21 protein-coding genes are annotated in these 18,327 nt (G+C 66.3%); 17 read left to right on the forward strand and 4 right to left on the reverse strand.

All coding sequences use genetic code 11. The annotated features are described in order from the left end of the window. Positions 1–194: 194 nt before the first annotated feature. Positions 195–2,084, reverse strand: coding sequence for a DNA topoisomerase IV subunit B (gene parE, locus J2X70_RS17160; protein ID WP_025878894.1), 1,890 nt, complete (start codon positions 2,082–2,084; stop codon positions 195–197). A 160-nt stretch (positions 2,085–2,244) separates the two neighbouring features. On the opposite strand from parE, the gene J2X70_RS17165 reads away from it, so the two are divergent. The 10 genes from J2X70_RS17165 (at position 2,245) to truD (ending at position 10,136) form a co-directional block, all read left to right on the forward strand. Next, positions 2,245–2,478 carry a hypothetical protein gene (locus J2X70_RS17165; RefSeq protein ID WP_025878895.1) on the forward strand — a complete coding sequence of 78 codons (234 nt, stop codon included), beginning with the start codon at positions 2,245–2,247 and terminating at the stop codon, positions 2,476–2,478. 401 nt (positions 2,479–2,879) lie between these two features. Beyond that, a complete protein-coding gene (locus tag J2X70_RS17170) occupies positions 2,880–4,544 on the forward strand; it encodes a CTP synthase (protein ID WP_025878896.1) in 1,665 nt (554 codons plus the stop codon). 88 nt (positions 4,545–4,632) lie between these two features. Then, complete coding sequence (gene kdsA, locus J2X70_RS17175; RefSeq protein WP_012510652.1) at positions 4,633–5,463, forward strand: 3-deoxy-8-phosphooctulonate synthase; 831 nt, start codon at positions 4,633–4,635, stop codon at positions 5,461–5,463. Further along, positions 5,460–5,804, forward strand: coding sequence for a hypothetical protein (locus tag J2X70_RS17180; RefSeq protein ID WP_218789081.1), 345 nt, complete (start codon positions 5,460–5,462; stop codon positions 5,802–5,804). The genes kdsA and J2X70_RS17180 overlap by 4 nt, the downstream gene beginning before the upstream one ends. Beyond that, a complete protein-coding gene (locus J2X70_RS17185; RefSeq protein WP_025878898.1) occupies positions 5,804–6,136 on the forward strand; it encodes a hypothetical protein in 333 nt (110 codons plus the stop codon). The genes J2X70_RS17180 and J2X70_RS17185 overlap by 1 nt, the downstream gene beginning before the upstream one ends. Before the next feature lie 97 nt (positions 6,137–6,233). Next, positions 6,234–7,526 carry a phosphopyruvate hydratase gene (gene eno / locus J2X70_RS17190; protein ID WP_248149397.1) on the forward strand — a complete coding sequence of 431 codons (1,293 nt, stop codon included), beginning with the start codon at positions 6,234–6,236 and terminating at the stop codon, positions 7,524–7,526. Between the two features lie 4 nt (positions 7,527–7,530). Continuing rightward, positions 7,531–7,881 carry a cell division protein FtsB gene (gene ftsB, locus J2X70_RS17195; RefSeq protein ID WP_025878900.1) on the forward strand — a complete coding sequence of 117 codons (351 nt, stop codon included), beginning with the start codon at positions 7,531–7,533 and terminating at the stop codon, positions 7,879–7,881. Further along, complete coding sequence (ispD, locus tag J2X70_RS17200; protein WP_032976507.1) at positions 7,878–8,576, forward strand: 2-C-methyl-D-erythritol 4-phosphate cytidylyltransferase; 699 nt, start codon at positions 7,878–7,880, stop codon at positions 8,574–8,576. Before ftsB ends, ispD begins: the two co-directional genes overlap by 4 nt. Positions 8,577–8,610: 34 nt before the next feature. After that, complete coding sequence (gene ispF / locus J2X70_RS17205; RefSeq protein WP_025878902.1) at positions 8,611–9,108, forward strand: 2-C-methyl-D-erythritol 2,4-cyclodiphosphate synthase; 498 nt, start codon at positions 8,611–8,613, stop codon at positions 9,106–9,108. Then, positions 9,105–10,136 carry a tRNA pseudouridine(13) synthase TruD gene (gene truD / locus J2X70_RS17210; protein ID WP_025878903.1) on the forward strand — a complete coding sequence of 344 codons (1,032 nt, stop codon included), beginning with the start codon at positions 9,105–9,107 and terminating at the stop codon, positions 10,134–10,136. Before ispF ends, truD begins: the two co-directional genes overlap by 4 nt. A gap of 205 nt (positions 10,137–10,341) precedes the next feature. On the opposite strand, the gene J2X70_RS17215 is transcribed toward truD, so the two are convergent. Further along, on the reverse strand, positions 10,342–10,881 hold the full coding sequence (locus J2X70_RS17215) for a Smr/MutS family protein (protein WP_309911377.1): 540 nt from the start codon (positions 10,879–10,881) through the stop codon (positions 10,342–10,344). A gap of 209 nt (positions 10,882–11,090) precedes the next feature. Here J2X70_RS17215 and surE point away from each other — a divergent pair, with 209 nt between their 5' ends. The 4 genes from surE to J2X70_RS17235 are packed head-to-tail and all read left to right on the forward strand — an operon-like array spanning position 11,091 to position 13,960. Continuing rightward, a complete protein-coding gene (gene surE, locus J2X70_RS17220) occupies positions 11,091–11,870 on the forward strand; it encodes a 5'/3'-nucleotidase SurE (RefSeq protein WP_033830802.1) in 780 nt (259 codons plus the stop codon). Then, a complete protein-coding gene (locus tag J2X70_RS17225) occupies positions 11,867–12,544 on the forward strand; it encodes a protein-L-isoaspartate(D-aspartate) O-methyltransferase (RefSeq protein ID WP_025878906.1) in 678 nt (225 codons plus the stop codon). The genes surE and J2X70_RS17225 overlap by 4 nt, the downstream gene beginning before the upstream one ends. A 19-nt stretch (positions 12,545–12,563) precedes the next feature. After that, complete coding sequence (locus tag J2X70_RS17230; RefSeq protein ID WP_279208651.1) at positions 12,564–13,178, forward strand: DedA family protein; 615 nt, start codon at positions 12,564–12,566, stop codon at positions 13,176–13,178. Continuing rightward, positions 13,175–13,960 (forward strand): peptidoglycan DD-metalloendopeptidase family protein, encoded by a 786-nt coding sequence (locus J2X70_RS17235; protein WP_025878908.1) that lies wholly within the window; start codon positions 13,175–13,177, stop codon positions 13,958–13,960. Before J2X70_RS17230 ends, J2X70_RS17235 begins: the two co-directional genes overlap by 4 nt. Positions 13,961–14,181: 221 nt before the next feature. On the opposite strand, the gene J2X70_RS17240 is transcribed toward J2X70_RS17235, so the two are convergent. After that, a complete protein-coding gene (locus tag J2X70_RS17240; RefSeq protein ID WP_032976512.1) occupies positions 14,182–14,556 on the reverse strand; it encodes an Mth938-like domain-containing protein in 375 nt (124 codons plus the stop codon). A 12-nt stretch (positions 14,557–14,568) separates the two neighbouring features. After that, positions 14,569–14,874 (reverse strand): ribosome assembly RNA-binding protein YhbY, encoded by a 306-nt coding sequence (gene yhbY, locus J2X70_RS17245; RefSeq protein WP_025878910.1) that lies wholly within the window; start codon positions 14,872–14,874, stop codon positions 14,569–14,571. Between the two features lie 64 nt (positions 14,875–14,938). On the opposite strand from yhbY, the gene rlmE reads away from it, so the two are divergent. From rlmE to J2X70_RS17260, 3 genes are all read left to right on the forward strand, one after another. Continuing rightward, a complete protein-coding gene (rlmE, locus tag J2X70_RS17250) occupies positions 14,939–15,571 on the forward strand; it encodes a 23S rRNA (uridine(2552)-2'-O)-methyltransferase RlmE (RefSeq protein WP_301865046.1) in 633 nt (210 codons plus the stop codon). A gap of 66 nt (positions 15,572–15,637) precedes the next feature. Then, positions 15,638–17,575, forward strand: coding sequence for an ATP-dependent zinc metalloprotease FtsH (gene ftsH / locus J2X70_RS17255; protein ID WP_025878912.1), 1,938 nt, complete (start codon positions 15,638–15,640; stop codon positions 17,573–17,575). Between the two features lie 98 nt (positions 17,576–17,673). Beyond that, positions 17,674–17,862, forward strand: coding sequence for a hypothetical protein (locus J2X70_RS17260; protein ID WP_025878913.1), 189 nt, complete (start codon positions 17,674–17,676; stop codon positions 17,860–17,862). The last annotated feature ends 465 nt before the right edge of the window (positions 17,863–18,327 follow it).

Below are 18,327 nucleotides of genomic sequence, written 5' to 3' on the forward strand. Positions count from 1 at the left end.
TGCCGTTGGCGGCCGAACCACGGCCCGTGAATGGCGGGCCGCTGGCCGCCACCACGATGTGGTCGGTTTGTGCGGGCCGCGGGCCGGCAGCACGAAGAGGTCCGGTAGTGCCGGCCGCTGGCCGGCACCCCAGGTATCCCGCTGGTTCAAGAAAAGCAGCCGGCCAGCGGCCGGCACTACCACCGGTCCGGGAATCAGACTTCCAGCGAAGCCAGATCGCCCTTGCTCTCCAGCCAGCCCTTGCGGTCCGACGCGCGCTTCTTGGCCAGCAGCATGTCCATCAGTGAATGGGTCTGCTCGCCATCGTCGATGGTCAACTGCACCAGGCGACGGGTGTCTGGATGGATGGTGGATTCACGCAGCTGCGGCGGATTCATCTCGCCCAGGCCCTTGAAGCGGGTCACGTTGATGGCGCCCTTGATCTTCTCGCGTTCGATCTTGTCCAGCATCGAGCGCTTTTCTTCCTCATCCAGGGCGTAGAACACCTGCTTGCCCACGTCGATGCGGAACAGCGGCGGCATCGCCACGAACACGTGGCCGGCATCGACCAGCGCCGGGAAGTGCTTCAGGAACAGTGCGGTCAGCAGCGTTGCGATATGCAGGCCGTCGGAGTCGGCGTCGGCCAGGATGATCACCTTGCCGTAGCGCAGGCCGCTGATGTCTTCCTTGCCCGGGTCACAGCCGATGGCCACCGCCAGGTTGTGCACTTCCTCCGAGGCCAGCACGCTGTTGGAGGATACTTCCCAGGTGTTGAGGATCTTGCCGCGCAGCGGCAGGATCGCCTGGAAATCCTTGTCGCGGGCCTGCTTGGCGCTGCCGCCTGCCGAGTCGCCCTCGACCAGGAACAGTTCGGTGCGCGACAGGTCCTGGCTGATGCAGTCGGCCAGCTTGCCGGGCAGGGCAGGGCCCTGGGTGACCTTCTTGCGGACGACCAGCTTCTCGGTCTTCAGGCGCGCACTGGCGCGCTCGATGGCGATCTGCGCGATCTTCTCGCCCAGCTCTACGTTCTGGTTCAGCAGCAGGCTGAACGCATCGTGCGCGGCGCCTTCGACAAAACCGGCGGCCTGGCGCGAGGACAGGCGTTCCTTGGTCTGGCCGCTGAACTGCGGGTCGGTCATCTTCAGCGACAGCACGAACGACACGCGGTCCCACACGTCTTCCGGGGCCAGCTTGACGCCGCGCGGCAGCAGGTTGCGGAAGTCGCAGAACTCGCGCAGCGCTTCGGTCAGGCCGGTGCGCAGGCCGTTGGCGTGGGTGCCGTGCTGTGCGGTGGGAATCAGGTTGACGTAGCTTTCCTGCACCAGCTCGCCTTCCGGCAGCCAGGCCACAGCCCAGTCCACGATCTCGGTGTCTTTCTTCAGGTTGCCCACGAACAGGTCGGCCGGCAGCGACTCGCGATCGCCCAGCTCCAGCTTCAGGTAATCGCGCAGACCGTCTTCGTAGTACCAGGTGTCGACCTCGCCGGTGGCTTCGTCGGTCAGCTTGACGGTCAGGCCCGGGCACAGCACGGCCTTGGCGCGCAGCAGGTGCTTGAGCGCGCGCACGGCGAACTTGGGCGTATCGAAGTACTTCGGGTCCGGCCAGAAGCGCAGGCGGGTACCGGTGTTCTTCTTGCCGACGGTGCCGACCACTTCCAGCGGCGAGGCGCGGTCGCCGTTACGGAAGGTGATGCGGTGTTCGGCACCGTCGCGCTTGATGTGGATTTCCACCAGGGTCGACAGCGCATTGACCACGCTGACGCCGACGCCATGCAGGCCGCCGGAGAAGGTGTAGTTGTTGTTGTTGAACTTGCCGCCGGCATGCAGGCGGGTAAGGATCAGCTCGACGCCCGGGATCTTCTCTTCCGGATGGATGTCCACCGGCATGCCGCGGCCGTCATCGCTGACCTCCACGCTGCCGTCCTTGAACAGGGTGATCTCGATCGAGCGGGCATGGCCGGCGAGGGCCTCGTCCACCGAGTTGTCGATCACTTCCTGCGCCAGGTGGTTCGGGCGCGCGGTGTCGGTATACATGCCGGGGCGGCGCTTGACCGGGTCAAGGCCGGACAGGACTTCAATATCGGCGGCGTTATAGCGGGCGTTCATCTGTCTTCGAAAGCGTGGAGCGACGGGCAAGTGTGCGGTCTGGACCGGGAATTTGCACGCCTGCGGTTCAGCCTCGTTGGCGGGGAGGGGGTAAAATGGCAACCGCTGGAACCGAACACCGGCGCCCCCCACATCCGAGCCATACCGCGAGGAGGACTCCATGAAGAAGTTGCTGACCATTGCGATCCTGGCTGCCGCCGCTGTTGCAGTGCCGATGGTGCTGGCGCAGAACGCCGGCCAGCCTGCTCCGCAGCAGGGTGACCAGGCCGACAAGGCGCAGTCCGAAGCCGAGGCCAAGGCCAAGCGCCGCGCGCAGGCCAATGCCGAGATGAAGGCCAAGGGCCAGCCGGTGCCGCAGCAGGAAGAAGAGGAAGAGGCACGCAAGAAGAAGTAATTCTTCTGCCCCTCCGAGGCCCTTGCCACAAGGGTTTCCCCCTCGAACGCCCCGCCCAGCGGGGCGTTTCTTTTTGCCGATGGCGCCATCTGCCCCTTGGGTTGGCGGCCATCTATCTGTAAACTATGGCTTTCCGGGAGTAAGTGCGTGTCCACCATTTGCGAATGGGCTGGCACGGCCAAGCGTGGCCTCCAGCAAAGCGGGTCGCAGGTGACGGTCGAAGTGACCGGCACGGCCGCCCCGACCTCGCAGGGTGGTTCCCCGCTGGCGCATTGCGCTGGCCGGGCCCGCACCTCCCTCGCTGCTCCAGCGAACCGGAAAACCCCCTTTCTGCTCCACGCCCGCCCCCCGGGCAGGCGTGGCGCTGCCGTTTTCCATTTCCAGACAGGATGCTTGCAGCCATGACTCCCTTGATTTTCGTAACCGGCGGCGTGGTGTCCTCGCTCGGCAAAGGTATTGCCGCCGCGTCACTGGCCGCCATTCTCGAAGCGCGTGGCCTGAAGGTCACGATGATGAAGCTCGATCCGTACATCAACGTCGACCCGGGCACCATGAGCCCGTTCCAGCACGGTGAGGTGTATGTCACCGACGACGGCGCCGAAACCGATCTCGACCTGGGACACTACGAGCGCTTCGTGCGCACCCGCCTGAGCCGCAAGAACTCGGTCACCACCGGCCGCATCTATGAGGAAGTGATCCGCAAGGAGCGCCGCGGCGACTACCTGGGCGCGACCGTGCAGGTCATTCCGCACATCACCGACGAGATCCGTCGCTGCATGGACGAAGCCACCGAGGGCTTCGACGTGGCCCTGGTGGAGATCGGCGGCACCGTCGGCGACATCGAGTCGCTGCCGTTCCTGGAGGCGATCCGCCAGGTACGCACCGAGCGCGGCCCGGAAAAGGCGCTGTTCATGCACCTCACCCTGGTGCCGTACATCGCCGCCGCGGGTGAACTGAAGACCAAGCCGACCCAGCACTCGGTGAAGGAACTGCGCTCGATCGGCATCCAGCCGGACGTGCTGCTGTGCCGTTCGGAACAGCCGGTACCGGATTCGGAGCGTCGCAAGATCGCCCAGTTCACCAACGTCTCCGAGCGCGCGGTGATCAGCGTGCCCGACGTCGATGTGCTGTACCGCATTCCGATGGGCCTGCACGCACAGGGCCTGGACGAGATCGTCATCAACCAGCTGAAGCTGGCCGACAAGGCCGGCCCGGCCGACCTGTCGATGTGGGAAGACGCCGTCGATGCCACCCTGCATCCGCTGGATGCGGTGACCATCGCGGTGGTCGGCAAGTACATCGACCACCAGGACGCCTACAAGTCGGTCGGCGAAGCGCTCAAGCACGGTGGCCTGCGCCAGCGCACCAAGGTCACCCTGAAGTGGCTGGAAGCGCAGGACCTGGAAGGCAGCGACATGTCCGCGCTGGCCGATGTCGACGGCATCCTGGTGCCGGGTGGTTTCGGCGACCGTGGCTTCGAAGGCAAGGTGCTGACCTCGCAGTACGCCCGTGAGCACAAGGTGCCGTACTTCGGCATCTGCTACGGCATGCAGGCTGCGGTGGTCGACTACGCGCGCCACGTGGTGGGCCTGGAAGACGCCAACAGCACCGAGAACGATCGCCAGTCGCCGAACCCGGTGATCGGCCTGATCACCGAATGGCGCACGGCCACCGGCGACGTGGAAAAGCGTGACGACAAGAGTGACCTGGGCGGCACCATGCGCCTGGGCCTGCAGGAGCAGCGCCTGAAGCCGGGCACGCTGGCCCGCGAACTGTACGGCAAGGACGTGGTCGCCGAGCGCCACCGCCACCGTTACGAGTTCAACAACCGCTACCGCACCCAGCTGGAAGACGCCGGCCTGGTGATCGCCGGCAAGTCGATGGACGACACCCTGGTGGAAGTGGTTGAACTGCCGCGCGACCAGCACCCGTGGTTCCTGGCCTGCCAGGCGCACCCGGAATTCCTGTCCACCCCGCGTGATGGCCACCCGCTGTTCATCGGCTTCATCCGTGCCGCGCGCGAGCGCAAGGCCGGTGGCAAGCTGCTGCAGGAAGTGCGCGCCTGACTTGTCATGGGGGCCGCTGGCCCCCATCTTGCTCGCTTCAACCCCAGCGCACCGGCACTGCCGGTGTAGCGGACAACAAGGAAACGCCATGAAACTGTGTGGATTCGAGGTCGGGCTGGACCAGCCCCTGTTCCTGATCGCCGGCCCCTGCGTGATCGAGTCGATGCAGCTGCAGCTGGATACCGCCGGCAAGCTGAAGGAAGTGACCGACAGGCTCGGTGTGAACTTCATCTTCAAGTCCAGCTTCGACAAGGCCAACCGCACCTCCGGCACGGCCTTCCGTGGCCCGGGCATGGAAGAGGGCCTGAAGGTGCTGGCCGAGGTCAAGAAGCAGATCGGCGTGCCGGTGCTGACCGACGTGCACGAATACACCCCGATGGATGAAGTGGCCTCGGTGGTGGACGTGCTGCAGACCCCGGCGTTCCTGGTCCGCCAGACCGACTTCATCCGCAAGGTGTGCTCGGCCGGCAAGCCGGTCAACATCAAGAAGGGCCAGTTCCTGGCGCCGTGGGACATGAAGCCCGTCGTCGAGAAGGCCAAGGCCACCGGCAACGAGCAGATCATGGTCTGCGAGCGTGGCGCCAGCTTCGGCTACAACAACCTGGTCAGCGACATGCGTTCGCTGGCGGTGATGCGCGATACCGGCTGCCCGGTTGTGTTCGACGCCACCCATTCGGTGCAGTTGCCGGGCGGGCAGGGCACCAGTTCCGGCGGCCAGCGCGAGCATGTGCCGGTGCTGGCGCGTGCCGCTGTTGCCGTGGGCATTTCCGGCCTGTTCGCCGAAACCCATCCGGACCCGTCCAAGGCGCTGTCCGACGGGCCCAACGCGTGGCCGCTGGACCAGATGGAAGCCCTGCTCGAGACCCTGATGGAGCTCGACGCGGTGACCAAGAAGCACGGCTTCTCGCGCTTCGCGTGAGCCAGCACCCGCAGGCGACGCTGGAGATCCAGCGTCGCCGGCGCTGGCGGCAGTGGCCGTGGGGCCCGATCGCACTCGGCCTGGCATTGCTGTCGGTGTCCGGTGTATTCGCCATCGGCATGCTGTTCGGTGCCGGCATGCGCCCGTCGAGTGCCGGCGGTCCGGTAGTGAACCTGATGCCCTTCGTCATCGCCCTGGCGGTGGCCGAAGTGCTGACCATTTCCGCAGGGTTCTTCGCCGCGGTGCTCGGCTGGCGCCTGAACCGGGGCAGGGTTACCGCTGCACTGGCGATGGTCCTGCTGTCGCTGTGGGCGGGCATCCTGCTGCACGATCTTCTTTGATGAATACGATCCCTGAACCCTCGCGCAGCTGGCCGTGGGGCCTGGTCGCCCTGTTGCTGTCGGTGCTCGCCTGGGGCGGCTTGCTCGTGGGCGTGCTGGCCTTCGCCGCCAGCTTCCGTCCGCCGGGGGATGGCAGCAACGGCGTGCAGGCCATGCAGTACTGGATGCTGGGCGCGCTGGTCACGCTGGTGCTGTCCTTCGTGGGCAGCCTGGTGGCGATGGTGATGGCCTGGCGACGTCGGCGCGGGCCGGTGTGCGCGACCATTGCCGGTGCCCTGCTGGTGATGCTGGTGTCGCTGCTGCTGATCGTGATCGGGTCCAGCTGGGGCTGATGCCCATCGCGCCATTTGGCAAGTGAGGGGTAGCCGGGGATAATCACGCGGCATTCGTTTTTGTCGCCCCCTCTCCATACAGGTAACCGGCCCGACCATGAGTACGATCCGCAGCATCCATGCCCGTGAAATCCTCGACAGCCGTGGCAACCCCACGCTGGAAGCCGAAGTCACCCTGGAGGACGGTTCGTTCGGTCGCGCCGCGGTTCCCTCCGGCGCATCGACCGGCACCAAGGAAGCGGTGGAGCTGCGTGACGGCGACAAGACCCGTTACCTCGGCAAGGGCGTGCGCAAGGCCGTCGACAACGTCAACGGCGCCATCGCCAACGCACTGAAGGGCTTCGAGGCTACCGACCAGGCCGGCCTGGACCGTCGCCTGATCGATCTGGATGGCACCGAGAACAAGGGCCGCCTGGGTGCCAACGCACTGCTGGGCGTTTCCATGGCCGCCGCGCACGCCGCCGCTGCCTCCAGCAAGCAGTCACTGTGGCAGTACCTGGCCGGCAAGACCGGCGCGACCCCGTCGTTGCCGGTGCCGATGATGAACATCATCAACGGCGGCGCTCACGCCGACAACAACGTCGATTTCCAGGAGTTCATGGTGCTGCCGGTCGGCTTCACCTCGTTCTCCGAAGCGCTGCGTGCCGGTACCGAAATCTTCCATTCGCTGAAGTCGGTGCTGAAGGGCCACGGCCTGAGCACGGCGGTGGGCGACGAAGGCGGCTTCGCGCCGGACTTCCGCAGCAACGTCGAAGCGCTGGACACCATCCTCGAAGCCATCGGCAAGGCCGGCTACACCGCCGGTGAAGACGTGCTGCTGGGCCTGGACGTGGCCTCCAGCGAATTCTTCGAGAACGGCAAGTACAACCTGGTCGGCGAGAACAAGCGACTGACCTCCGAGCAGTTCGTCGACTTCCTGGCTGACTGGGCCGCGCAGTACCCGATCATCACCATCGAAGACGGCCTGGCCGAGAACGACTGGGCGGGCTGGAAGCTGTTGACCGATCGCATCGGCAAGAAGGTGCAGCTGGTCGGCGACGATCTGTTCGTCACCAATCCGAAGATCTTCCAGGAAGGCATCGATTCGGGCACCGCCAATGCGATCCTGATCAAGGTCAACCAGATCGGTACCCTCAGCGAAACGCTGGAAGCGATCGCCATGGCCGACCGTGCCGGTTACGCCGCCGTGGTCTCGCACCGTTCGGGTGAAACCGAGGACACCACCATCGCCGACATTGCGGTGGCGACCACCGCCACCCAGATCAAGACCGGCTCGCTGTGCCGCAGCGATCGCGTGGCCAAGTACAACCAGCTGCTGCGCATCGAGGAAGCCCTCGGTGCCGGCGCGCGTTACGCTGGTCGTGACGCGTTCGTGTCGCTGAAGCGCTGAGCCGATGCGCGACTGGCGCTGGCTGCTGTTGTTGCTGGCCCTGCTGCTGGCATGGCTGCAGTACCGTTTCTGGTTCGGCCCGGGCAATTCGGGTGAAGTGATGATGCTCGAAGCCCAGGTCGCCAACCAGGAGCGGGACAATGACGGTCTGCAGCAGCGCAACGATGCGCTTGCTGCCGAAGTGAAGGACCTCAAGGAAGGCCAGTCCGCCATCGAAGAACGCGCGCGCAGCGAGTTGGGCATGATCAAGCCCGGCGAGAAGTTCTATCGCGTCGTGGAAGATGCACCGACGCGTCCGGCGCAGCCTGCGCCGGTTGCGGCCCCGGCCGGTGACCATCCGGCGGACGTGCCATGAGCGCGGCGATCTGGGTGGTTGTCCCGGCCGCAGGGCGCGGCACGCGTTTTGGCGCGCCGTTGCCCAAGCAGTACCTGCAGGCGGGCGGGCAGACCCTGCTCGCCCACACCCTGGACGCACTGCTGGCACACCCGGCCGTGGCCGGGGCGATGGTGGTGATCGGTGCGGACGATGCCGATTGGCCGGGCTGGAGCGAATGGGCCGGCAAACCGGTGCTGACCTGCACCGGTGGCGCCACCCGCGCCGCCTCGGTGCTGGCGGGGCTGCAGGCCCTGCCGGACAGCGTGCGTGCCGATGAATTCGTGCTGGTGCACGACGCGGCGCGTCCGAACCTGTCGCAGGCCGATCTTGGCCGCCTGCTGGAAGTGGGCCGCACCGATCCGGTCGGCGCCATCCTGGCCGCGCCGGTACGCGACACGCTCAAGCGTGCTGGTGATGATGGTGGCATCGACGGCACCGAGCCACGTGAGCGCCTGTGGCGCGCACTGACGCCGCAGCTGTTCCGCCGCCACCAGCTGATCCGCGCACTGTCCGAGGCCGCTGCCGCCGGTGTCGATGTGACCGACGATGCCATGGCCATGGAGCGCCAGGGCCAGCGCCCGCTGCTGGTGGAAGGCAGCGAGGACAACTTCAAGGTCACCACGCCGGCCGATCTCGATCGTTTCGAATTCGTACTCTCCCGCCGCGCCGGCTGACCGCCCGCGCGGCCCTGCTGCAAGGGCTGCATCCATGAGCACCTCCCCGTTCCCGCCCGTCCGTATCGGCCAGGGCTACGACGTCCATGCCTTCGGTGAAGGCGACCACATCATGCTCGGTGGCATCGCGGTGCCGCACAGCTGCGGTGTGCTCGCGCACAGCGACGGCGACGTCATCCTGCACGCGCTGTGCGACGCCATGCTCGGTGCGATCGCGCTGGGCGACATCGGCCAGCACTTCCCGCCCACTGACGACCGCTGGAAGGGCGCGGACAGCAGCGAGTTCGTGCGCCATTGCGATGGCCTGCTGCGCGAGCGCGGCTGGCGTGTCGGCAACACCGACATCACCGTGATCTGCGAACGGCCCAAGGTCGGCCCGCATGCGCTGGCCATGCGCGAGCGCATCGGTGAACTGTTGCAGCTGCCGTTGGATGCGGTGAGCGTCAAGGCCACCACGTCCGAGAAGCTGGGCTTCACCGGCCGTGGCGAAGGCATCGCTGCGCAGGCGGTCGTGCTGCTGGTGGCCGCATGATCCCGTTGCCGCTCGCGTTCGGTGCGCCGCTGCTGCAGGCGCGCATCCGCACCACGCCGGAAGATTTCCAGGTCGATGAGTTGCCCGCTTTCGAGGCGACCGGTGAAGGCGAGCATCTGCTGCTGCATATCCGCAAGCGTGGCGCCAATACGGTGCACGTGGCCAAGGTACTGGCCAAGTGGGCAGGCCTGCCGGAAATGGCGGTCAGCTATGCCGGCATGAAGGACCGCAACGCGGTCACCACCCAGCGTTTCAGCGTACATCTGCCCAAGCGCGTCGCGCCCGATCTGGCCGAGCTGGCCAGTGACGAGATCGAGGTGATCGACTCCACCTGGCACAACCGCAAGCTGCAGCGCGGTGCGCTGGCGGGCAACCGCTTCAGGCTGGTGCTGCGCGATGTGCAGGGTGACGCGGCGGCAATCGACGAGCGCCTGCAGCAGATCGCCGCGCGTGGCCTGCCGAACTGGTTCGGCGAGCAGCGCTTCGGTCGCGATGGCGGCAACGTTCCCGCTGCGTTGGCGATGTTCGGTGGCCGGCGCATGCGCAAGGACCAGCGTTCGCTGCTGTTGTCGGCGGCGCGTTCGGCCTTGTTCAACCGCGTGCTCGCTGCACGCGTGGAGCAGGGCAGCTGGGACCAGCCGCTGCAGGGCGAAGTGTGGATGCTTGATGGCAGCCGCAGCGTGTTCGGCCCCGAGCCCTACAGCGACGTGCTGGCCGAGCGCCTGGCACGTTTCGATATCCACCCCAGTGCTCCGTTGTGGGGCGAGGGTGAGCTGCGCAGCAGCGACGCCGCCCGTGAGCTGGAACTGGCAGCGCTGGATGATGACGAATCAAAGGCGCTGCGCACCGGCCTGGAAGAGGCGCGGCTGAAGCAGGAGCGGCGCGCGCTGCGGTTGCGTCCAGCGCTGCTGCAGCACCAGTGGCTGGCCGCTGACGTACTGGAGTTGTCCTTCGCGCTGCCGCCAGGCTGCTATGCCACCGCGGTCCTGCACGAGCTCGGGCCGGTCGAGGACGCGTCGCAGGCCTGACGGAAATGGTGGCGGAGGCGAAGAGCATCCACGCATGGCGTGGATCCACTTTCCTCCACCCGCCACAGTAGATCCACGCCATGCGTGGATGGGCCGTCAGTAGATCCACGCCATGCGTGGATGGGCCGTCAGTAGATCCACGCCATGCGTGGATGGGCCGTCAGTAGATCCACGCCATGCGTGGATGAATCCCACCGGCAGAACGTCAGCGCCGCGCCAGCAGCACCAGCATGGCGCCGGTCCCGCCTTGCCCGGTCGGGGCGGAATGGAACGCCAGCACGTCGTTGCGCAGGCGCAGCAGGCGGTCCACCAGGTTCTTCAGCACCGGCGCACTGCCATCGGACTGCAGGCCCTTGCCGTGGATGATGCGCACGCAGCCGTGCTCGTGGGCGTGCGCCTCCAGCAGGAACTGGCGCAGCATCATCTCGGCCTGCGCGGCGGTGGCGCCGTGCAGGTCCAGTTCGTCCTGCACCGAGTACTGTCCGCGCTTCAAGCGCTGGAACAGGCGTGGCGGCAGGTTGTCGCGCCGGTAGCTGGCAACGTCGCCCGCTTCCAGCGGGGCGTTGTCGCGCAGCAGCCGGGCGAACTCACCGGCGGCTTCTGCGTCGTCGCGCTCGGCCATGCGCGCACGCGGCCTGGGCCGCGGCGCAGCAGGCGCGGGCTCCACTTCCTTGCGCAGCGGCGTCACTTCGCCGATGGCGGCGCGGAACAATGCAGCCGGATCTTCGTCTTCAGGGTGCGACATGCGCACAGGGTAAACCGCCTGCGCGGGTCTGCCTATGACCGTTGGATGTCGGCCGTGACCGCAGACAGGGTAGGACCCAGCGCCCGCTTGCGGCACAATAGTCGGCGCACTTGCGGAGCTGCCGCCTCCCTGGAGGAGACGGGCCGGCTTCGCCCACGTTGCAAGGTGACGGGATCGAATTCTTGGAAAATCAAGCGGTTAAATCGAAGATGCGCATCCTGGTCAGCAATGATGACGGTGTCGACGCGGCGGGCATCCGGATGCTTGCATCCGTGCTGCGCGAGGCCGGGCACGAAGTCACGGTGGTCGCACCCGACCGCGATCGCTCCGGCGCCAGCAATTCGCTGACCCTGGATCTGCCGATCCGGCTCAAGCGCATCGACCACTACACCGTGTCGGTGGCCGGCACGCCCACCGACTGCGTGCACCTTGCGCTGACCGGCCTGCTCGAATTCGAGCCTGACATTGTCGTGTCCGGTATCAACAATGCCGCCAACCTCGGCGACGACGTGATCTATTCCGGCACCGTCTCGGCGGCGATGGAAGGTCGTTTCCTCGGCCTGCCTGCAGTGGCGGTGTCGCTGGTGACCCGTAACCACGACCCCAGGCATTTCGAGACGGCGGCGCGTGCCGCAGTGGAGATTGTTGCCCGCCTCAAGGCCGATCCGCTGCCGGCCGACACCATCCTCAACGTCAATGTGCCGGACCTGCCGTGGAGCGAGGTCAAGGGCTTCGAAGTCACCCGCCTGGGCAACCGTCATCGCGCCGAGGGCTGCATCGCGCAGAAAGACCCGCGCGGCAACGAGGTGTACTGGATCGGTCCGGCCGGCCGCGAGCAGGACTCCGGCCCGGGCACCGATTTCCATGCGGTGCGCACCGGCCACATTTCGATCACCCCGATCCAGGTTGACCTGACCCGCTACCAGGCACTGGAAAAGGTCGCCAGCTGGGTCGGCGGCCTCAGCGCCGCGCTGGATCGGCCGGCATGAGCCCACGCCTGCGCCTGCAGCCGGAAGCAGTCGGCATCGGCATGACATCGCAGCGCGTGCGCGACCGCCTGGTCGACCGCCTGCGCGAAGCCGGCATCGTCGACGAGTCGACGCTGAACGCGATCCGGGTGGTGCCGCGCCATCTGTTCATCGATGAGGCCCTGGCCTCGCGCGCATATGAAGACACCGCGCTGCCGATCGGCCACGGCCAGACCATTTCCCAGCCGTGGGTGGTGGCGCGGATGACCGAGGCCGTGCTGCAGGTGGCGCCGAAGAAGGTGCTCGAAGTGGGTACCGGCTCGGGCTATCAGGCCGCCGTGCTTGGTGCGCTGGGGCTGGAGGTCTATACCGTCGAGCGCATCGGTGACCTGCTGCGGCAGGCGCGCAAGCGTTTCCGCGCGCTGGGCATGAACATCCGCACCAAGCACGACGACGGCCGCGTGGGCTGGGCCGAGCATGGCCCGTTCGACGCCATCGTGGTTACCGCCGCCGCACCGGCACTGGTCGATGCGCTGGTCGAGCAGCTGGCTGCAGGTGGCCGCCTGGTCGCCCCGGTCGGTGGCGCCGGCGCACAGTCGCTGGTGCAGCTCGACCGCAAGGATGACGGCAGCATCGAACAACGCGTGCTGGCGCCGGTCACCTTCGTGCCGCTGCTGTCTGGCATGCTCGATTGAATCCACGGAGCAGGGTTGCATGAAGATTTTCGGGCCGCTGTACGAGCGGGCAATGAAGTGGGCTGCGCATGAGCGCGCGCCGACTTATCTGATGGTGCTGAGCTTTTTCGAAGCCATCATCTTCCCGGTGATGCCGGAAGTGATGCTGGCGCCGATGTGCGTGGCCCAGCCCAAGCGCGGCTGGTGGTTCGCCACCCTCAGCCTGGCCGGCTCGATGGTCGGCGCGCTGATCGGCTACGCGCTGGGCCACTATGCATTCGAAGCGGTCAAGCCGGTGTTCGAGGCGCTGGGCATGTTGCCGGCGATCGAGCAGGGCATTGCTACCGTGCAGGCCAAGATGGTGGAGTCGCCCTGGGCGGTGTTCACCTTCCTGGTGCTGGGCGGCTTCATGCCGATTCCGATGAAGGTCTTCACGTGGGCATCGGGTATCGTCGGCGTGCCGATGCCGCAGTACCTGTTGAGCATGTTGATCGGTCGTGGCAAGCGCGTGTTCGTGCTGGCTGCGGTCATCCGTCTCGGTGGTGCGCGCGCGGAAGCTGCGCTGCGCCGATGGATTGAACCGCTGGGCTGGATCGCCACCGCGTTGGTGGTGGTGCTGATCGCCTGGCTTGTATGGAGGTCGAAGTTCGCATGAGTGCAGATCGTCTGAGCAAGGGAGTGCGCATCGGCGCGCTGGCGTTGCTGGTATCCACCCTGGCCGCCTGTGGCACCGCCACCGTGGTCCGGCCCAGTGGCGGCGGCAGCAGTGGCGTCAGCACGCCGAAGACGTCGGTGCCCAAGCCGGGGCAGACGGTGGTCGTGCGCAAGGGCGACACCATCTATGCGCTGGCCCGCATCCACGACATCACGCCGGCCGACCTGATCGCCTGGAACAACCTGGACAACCCGTCGACCATTTACCCGGGGCAGGTGATCCGCCTGTATCCGGCCGGCTCCGGTGGCGGTCGTGCGCCGACCACCGTGGTCACCGCGCCGCGTCCGGCTGGCAGCACGTCTGGCGGCAGTACCGCGCCGACGCCGGGTCCGGCCGGTCCGGTCAAGAGCAACATCGCCTGGCGCTGGCCGGCCGATGGCGCAGTCGTGGGCCGCTACGTGGCCGGCGATGCGACCAAGCAGGGCGTGGACATCGCCGGCACCAGCGGCGCACCGGTGAAGGCCACGGCCAATGGCGTGGTGGTGTATTCCGGCGCAGGCCTGGTCGGCTATGGCGAGCTGATCATCATCAAGCACAGCGACCAGTGGCTGTCGGCCTATGGCCACAACCGCAAGCGCCTGGTCAATGAAGGGCAGAGCGTGAAGGCCGGCGAGCAGATCGCCGAGATGGGCCGTACCGGCGCCAACCGGGACATGCTGCACTTCGAGATCCGCTACAACGGCAAGCCGGTCGACCCGCAGCAGTATCTGCCGGCGCGCTAGCGCGGGCAGATACGCGGGTAGCGCCGGGCCATGCCCGGCGGCTGTACGCCGCAATGGAGCGCTGCCCGAGCATGGGCTCGGACGCTCACAGATGCCGCGATTGCCTTGCGCCTGTAGAGCCGCGTCGTGCTCGGCTGCCTTTCGACCCGCAACAGTATCTGCCGGCGCGCTAGCGCGGGCAGATACGGGTAGCGCCGGGCCATGCCCGGCGACCTCGGGCCTCAGCCTTCCAGGATGAAGGCGGCCGCCACCTTGCGGCCTTCGCCGGCAAGGATGTTGAAGGTGCGTGCGGCAGCCGGATTGTTCATCACTTCCAGTCCGATGCCGCGCGACAGGCAGGCGGCCATGACAACCGCCGGCGGGAACGCCTGGCGCTCTCCGGTGCCGAGCAGTATCAACGCCGGCTTCAGTGCCAGGATCGGCTCCAGGTCAGCCACCTGCAGCGCCGCGACATCGGTCACCGGCCACTGTTCGACCAGCTGGTCCGGGGTCAGGAAGAAGCTGTTGCCCAGAACGCGATCATTCACCCGTGCCGAGCGACCGTCAGCGGCGCGCAGGCTGTAGGCGTAGTCGGGCAGTTCGTGGTTCAGCTGCATGGCAGGGTCCGATCAGCCGCGCGGCAGCACGATCTGGCGGTGTTCCTTGCTCGGGCGATACAGCACGGCCACATGGCCGATACGCTGCACCAGCGCACTGTCGGTGGCCTGCACGATCTCGCCGATCATCACGTCGCGGGCGTCACGGTCTTCGGCGGCAACCTTCACCTTGACCAGTTCGTGGCGTTCCAGCACTTCGTTCAGCTCGGTCAGGAAGGCCGGAGTGACGCCCTTGCCGCCGGTCTGCAGCAGGGCCTTCAGGTCGTGGGCTTGGCCGCGCAGGAAACGGGTCTGGGAAGGGGTCAAGGCAGTGGGCATGCAGAAAACACGGTTGAATGGGACGATCAGGGTATCATGGCGACCCCATCAGCCCCTATTTCCAATGGCTACCCGCAGCAAAAGCAGCCAGCGCTGGCTCAAGGAACACTTCTCCGATCCCTTCGTGAAGAAGGCCCAGGCCGAAGGCATGCGCTCCCGTGCGGCCTACAAGCTTGAAGAACTGCTCGAACGTGACCGCCTGCTGAAGCAGCACATGGTGGTGGTCGACCTCGGCGCGGCCCCAGGTGGTTGGTCTCAGCAGGTGCGGAGACAGATCGGCGATACCGGCCGCGTGCTGGCCCTGGACATCCTGGACATGCCGCCGCTGGCCGGCGTGGAGTTCCTTCACGGTGACTTCAGGGAAGAAACCGTCCTATCGCAGTTTGAAGCCATGCTCGGGGATCAGCCGGTAGACCTTGTGCTGTCGGACATGGCCCCCAATAAGAGTGGTGTGGACGCGGTCGACCAGCCGCGGATGATGCACCTGGCGGAGCTGGCCATGGATTTTGCCGACAACCACCTCAAGACTGGTGGGGCGTTCCTGATCAAGCTGTTCCAGGGCGAAGGCTTTGACGACTACGTGCGCGACATGCGCCGCCGGTACGACAAGGTCTCCATCCGCAAGCCGGAAGCCTCGCGCAAGCGCTCTCCCGAGGTGTATGCCTTGGGTCAGGGAAAACGCGCCCACATGAAGTAAGCTCGACCCCGTAAGTTCGACCCCAACGCAACGCCAGCACTAAGAGGAACACCGGAGCCAATGAGGATGAACGACTTGACCAAGAACCTCCTGCTATGGGTGGTCGTCGCCGTCGTGCTGATGGTGGTCTTCCAGAGCTTCTCGCCCAAGACCTCGGGGGCCGGGGCGCAGGGCGCTTCGTACTCGCAGTTCCTGGACCAGGTGGACACCGGCAACGTGCAGAAGGTCGCCTTCGGCGGCGATACGCGCGGCGGTACCAGCCAGATCACCTACACCACCCGTGGTGGACAGTCGTCCACCATCACCGCGCCGTTCGATCGCGACCTGATCAACGTGCTGCGCACCAAGAACGTCGAGATCGTGCAGGAAGAGCCGTCCAGCGGTATCTCCCTTGGTGCGATCCTGATGAATTTCCTGCCGGTCATCCTGATCATCGGCTTCTGGCTGTTCATCATGCGGCAGATGCAGGGCGGTGGCGGCGGTGCCAAGGGCGCAATGTCCTTCGGCAAGTCGCGCGCCAAGCTGCAGGGCGAAGACCAGATCAAGGTCACCTTCGCCGACGTTGCCGGTTGCGACGAGGCCAAGGAAGAGGTCGGCGAACTGGTCGACTTCCTGCGTGACCCGTCCAAGTTCACCAAGCTCGGCGGCAAGATCCCGCGCGGCGTGCTGATGGTCGGCCCTCCGGGTACCGGCAAGACGCTGCTGGCCAAGGCCATCGCCGGCGAAGCCAAGGTGCCGTTCTTCTCGATCTCCGGTTCGGACTTCGTGGAAATGTTCGTCGGCGTCGGCGCCAGCCGAGTGCGCGACATGTTCGAGCAGGCCAAGAAGCACGCGCCGTGCATCATCTTCATCGATGAAATCGACGCCGTCGGTCGCCACCGTGGTGCCGGCCTGGGCGGCGGTCATGACGAGCGCGAGCAGACCCTGAACCAGCTGCTGGTCGAGATGGACGGTTTCGAAGGCGGCGAAGGCGTGATCGTGATCGCCGCCACCAACCGTCCTGACGTGCTGGACCCGGCGCTGCTGCGTCCGGGCCGCTTCGACCGCCAGGTGGTGGTCGGTCTGCCGGACGTGAAGGGCCGCGAGCACATCCTCAAGGTGCACATGCGCAAGCTGCCGCTGGCCGACGACGTCGTGCCGATGGTGATCGCGCGTGGTACCCCGGGCTTCTCCGGTGCCGACCTGGCCAACCTCTGCAACGAGGCCGCCCTGTTCGCCGCTCGTGGCAACGAGAAGGAGGTCCGCATGGACCACTTTGATCGTGCCCGCGACAAGATCCTGATGGGTGCCGAGCGCCGCTCGATGGCCATGAGCGAGGAGGAGAAGACCCTCACCGCCTACCATGAAGCCGGCCATGCCATCGTTGGCCGCCTGGTGCCGGAACATGACCCGGTCTACAAGGTCACGATCATTCCGCGCGGCCGTGCGCTGGGCGTGACCATGTACCTGCCGGAAGGCGACAAGTACTCGATGAACCGCGTGGCGATCCAGTCGCAGCTGTGCTCGCTGTATGGTGGCCGCGTGGCGGAAGAACTGATCTTCGGTACCGACAAGGTCACCACCGGCGCTTCCAATGACATCGAGCGTGCCACCAAGATGGCCCGCAACATGGTCACCAAGTGGGGCCTGTCCGAGCAGCTCGGCCCGATCGCCTACGGCGAAGAGGACGATGAGGTGTTCCTGGGCCGTTCGGTGACCCAGCACAAGAGCGTGTCCAACGACACTGCCCGTCGCATCGACGAGGAAGTGCGCAACATCCTCGACAAGGCGTACGCCCGCACCACCGAGCTGCTGACCGAGAACATCGACAAGCTGCATACGATGTCGCAGCTGCTGCTGCAGTACGAAACCATCGATGCGCCGCAGATCGACGCGATCATGGAAGGTCGTGATCCGCCGCCGCCGATGGGCTGGAACAAGTCCAACAAGGATGGCGGCAACAACGACAAGGGCGGCGATGCCCGTCCGTTGCCGCCGATCGCCGGTCCGGCCGAATCGATCTGACGGCCTGCCGTACGCAATGCAAGACGAGGCCGGGGCAACCCGGCCTTGTTGTTTCCGGGCCCCGGCCCATCCGATCCTGACAGTCCGCTGGAGTCCGCATGTCCGCCCCCAAGCCTGAACCGATTTCCCACACCGCCGAGATGGTGATCGCCACCGTAGTCGGCGTCGCTGTCGGCCTGACCGTGGACAATCTGCTGCTCGGCTGTGGCGTGGGTATCGCGGTGGGTATCCTGCTGAGCATCATCAAGACGCTGTACGTGGACCGGAAGCGTCGCCGGCAGCGGTGAGGTTTGCCGGCAGGGCGGCGCCCTGCACCCGCCGAAGCGGTAGTGCCGGCCGCTGGCCGGCAACCTCAACAGCAAAAGCAACTGCGGCATTCTGTGGGATGGCGGGGCGGGTCCGGTTGCGGGGGGCGCTGCAAGTACGTCCATCTAAGCTCGGTCGCCGCATCCATGCGGCTCACGCCCCCGCAATCGGACCCACCCCGCCTTCGACAGTTTCCCGGTGGCCGGTAGATCCACGCCATGCGTGGATGAATCTCCATCGGAATCGAATATCTCGACAATTGAACGAAGAGCATCCACGCACGGCGTGGATCTACGTGTCGACCAAGGTCGACACCTACCAACAGCAGCCCAGCAGCAGCGGGAAATTGTCGGAGGCGGGTCGGTGTCGGATTGCGGGGTGTCCGCGGCATGGATGCCGCGGCCAAGCCTACACGGACGTACTTGCGGCGTCCCCGCAATCCGACA

This window comes from Stenotrophomonas sp. 1337, from assembly GCF_031455455.1.
Taxonomy (GTDB): Bacteria; Pseudomonadota; Gammaproteobacteria; order Xanthomonadales; family Xanthomonadaceae; genus Stenotrophomonas; species Stenotrophomonas indicatrix.

Coding starts and splice junctions, on each gene's coding strand:
- ispF (WP_025878902.1), top strand. CDS start 8,611: ATGAGCACCTCCCCGTTCCCGCCCGTCCGTATCGGCCAGGGCTACGAC.
- ispD (WP_032976507.1), top strand. CDS start 7,878: ATGAGCGCGGCGATCTGGGTGGTTGTCCCGGCCGCAGGGCGCGGCACG.
- J2X70_RS17185 (WP_025878898.1), top strand. CDS start 5,804: ATGAATACGATCCCTGAACCCTCGCGCAGCTGGCCGTGGGGCCTGGTC.
- J2X70_RS17230 (WP_279208651.1), top strand. CDS start 12,564: ATGAAGATTTTCGGGCCGCTGTACGAGCGGGCAATGAAGTGGGCTGCG.
- yhbY (WP_025878910.1), bottom strand. CDS start 14,874: ATGCCCACTGCCTTGACCCCTTCCCAGACCCGTTTCCTGCGCGGCCAA.
- ftsB (WP_025878900.1), top strand. CDS start 7,531: ATGCGCGACTGGCGCTGGCTGCTGTTGTTGCTGGCCCTGCTGCTGGCA.
- J2X70_RS17170 (WP_025878896.1), top strand. CDS start 2,880: ATGACTCCCTTGATTTTCGTAACCGGCGGCGTGGTGTCCTCGCTCGGC.
- eno (WP_248149397.1), top strand. CDS start 6,234: ATGAGTACGATCCGCAGCATCCATGCCCGTGAAATCCTCGACAGCCGT.
- rlmE (WP_301865046.1), top strand. CDS start 14,939: ATGGCTACCCGCAGCAAAAGCAGCCAGCGCTGGCTCAAGGAACACTTC.
- J2X70_RS17235 (WP_025878908.1), top strand. CDS start 13,175: ATGAGTGCAGATCGTCTGAGCAAGGGAGTGCGCATCGGCGCGCTGGCG.
- J2X70_RS17225 (WP_025878906.1), top strand. CDS start 11,867: ATGAGCCCACGCCTGCGCCTGCAGCCGGAAGCAGTCGGCATCGGCATG.
- J2X70_RS17215 (WP_309911377.1), bottom strand. CDS start 10,881: ATGTCGCACCCTGAAGACGAAGATCCGGCTGCATTGTTCCGCGCCGCC.
- J2X70_RS17165 (WP_025878895.1), top strand. CDS start 2,245: ATGAAGAAGTTGCTGACCATTGCGATCCTGGCTGCCGCCGCTGTTGCA.
- truD (WP_025878903.1), top strand. CDS start 9,105: ATGATCCCGTTGCCGCTCGCGTTCGGTGCGCCGCTGCTGCAGGCGCGC.
- J2X70_RS17260 (WP_025878913.1), top strand. CDS start 17,674: ATGTCCGCCCCCAAGCCTGAACCGATTTCCCACACCGCCGAGATGGTG.
- ftsH (WP_025878912.1), top strand. CDS start 15,638: ATGAACGACTTGACCAAGAACCTCCTGCTATGGGTGGTCGTCGCCGTC.
- J2X70_RS17240 (WP_032976512.1), bottom strand. CDS start 14,556: ATGCAGCTGAACCACGAACTGCCCGACTACGCCTACAGCCTGCGCGCC.
- kdsA (WP_012510652.1), top strand. CDS start 4,633: ATGAAACTGTGTGGATTCGAGGTCGGGCTGGACCAGCCCCTGTTCCTG.
- parE (WP_025878894.1), bottom strand. CDS start 2,084: ATGAACGCCCGCTATAACGCCGCCGATATTGAAGTCCTGTCCGGCCTT.
- surE (WP_033830802.1), top strand. CDS start 11,091: ATGCGCATCCTGGTCAGCAATGATGACGGTGTCGACGCGGCGGGCATC.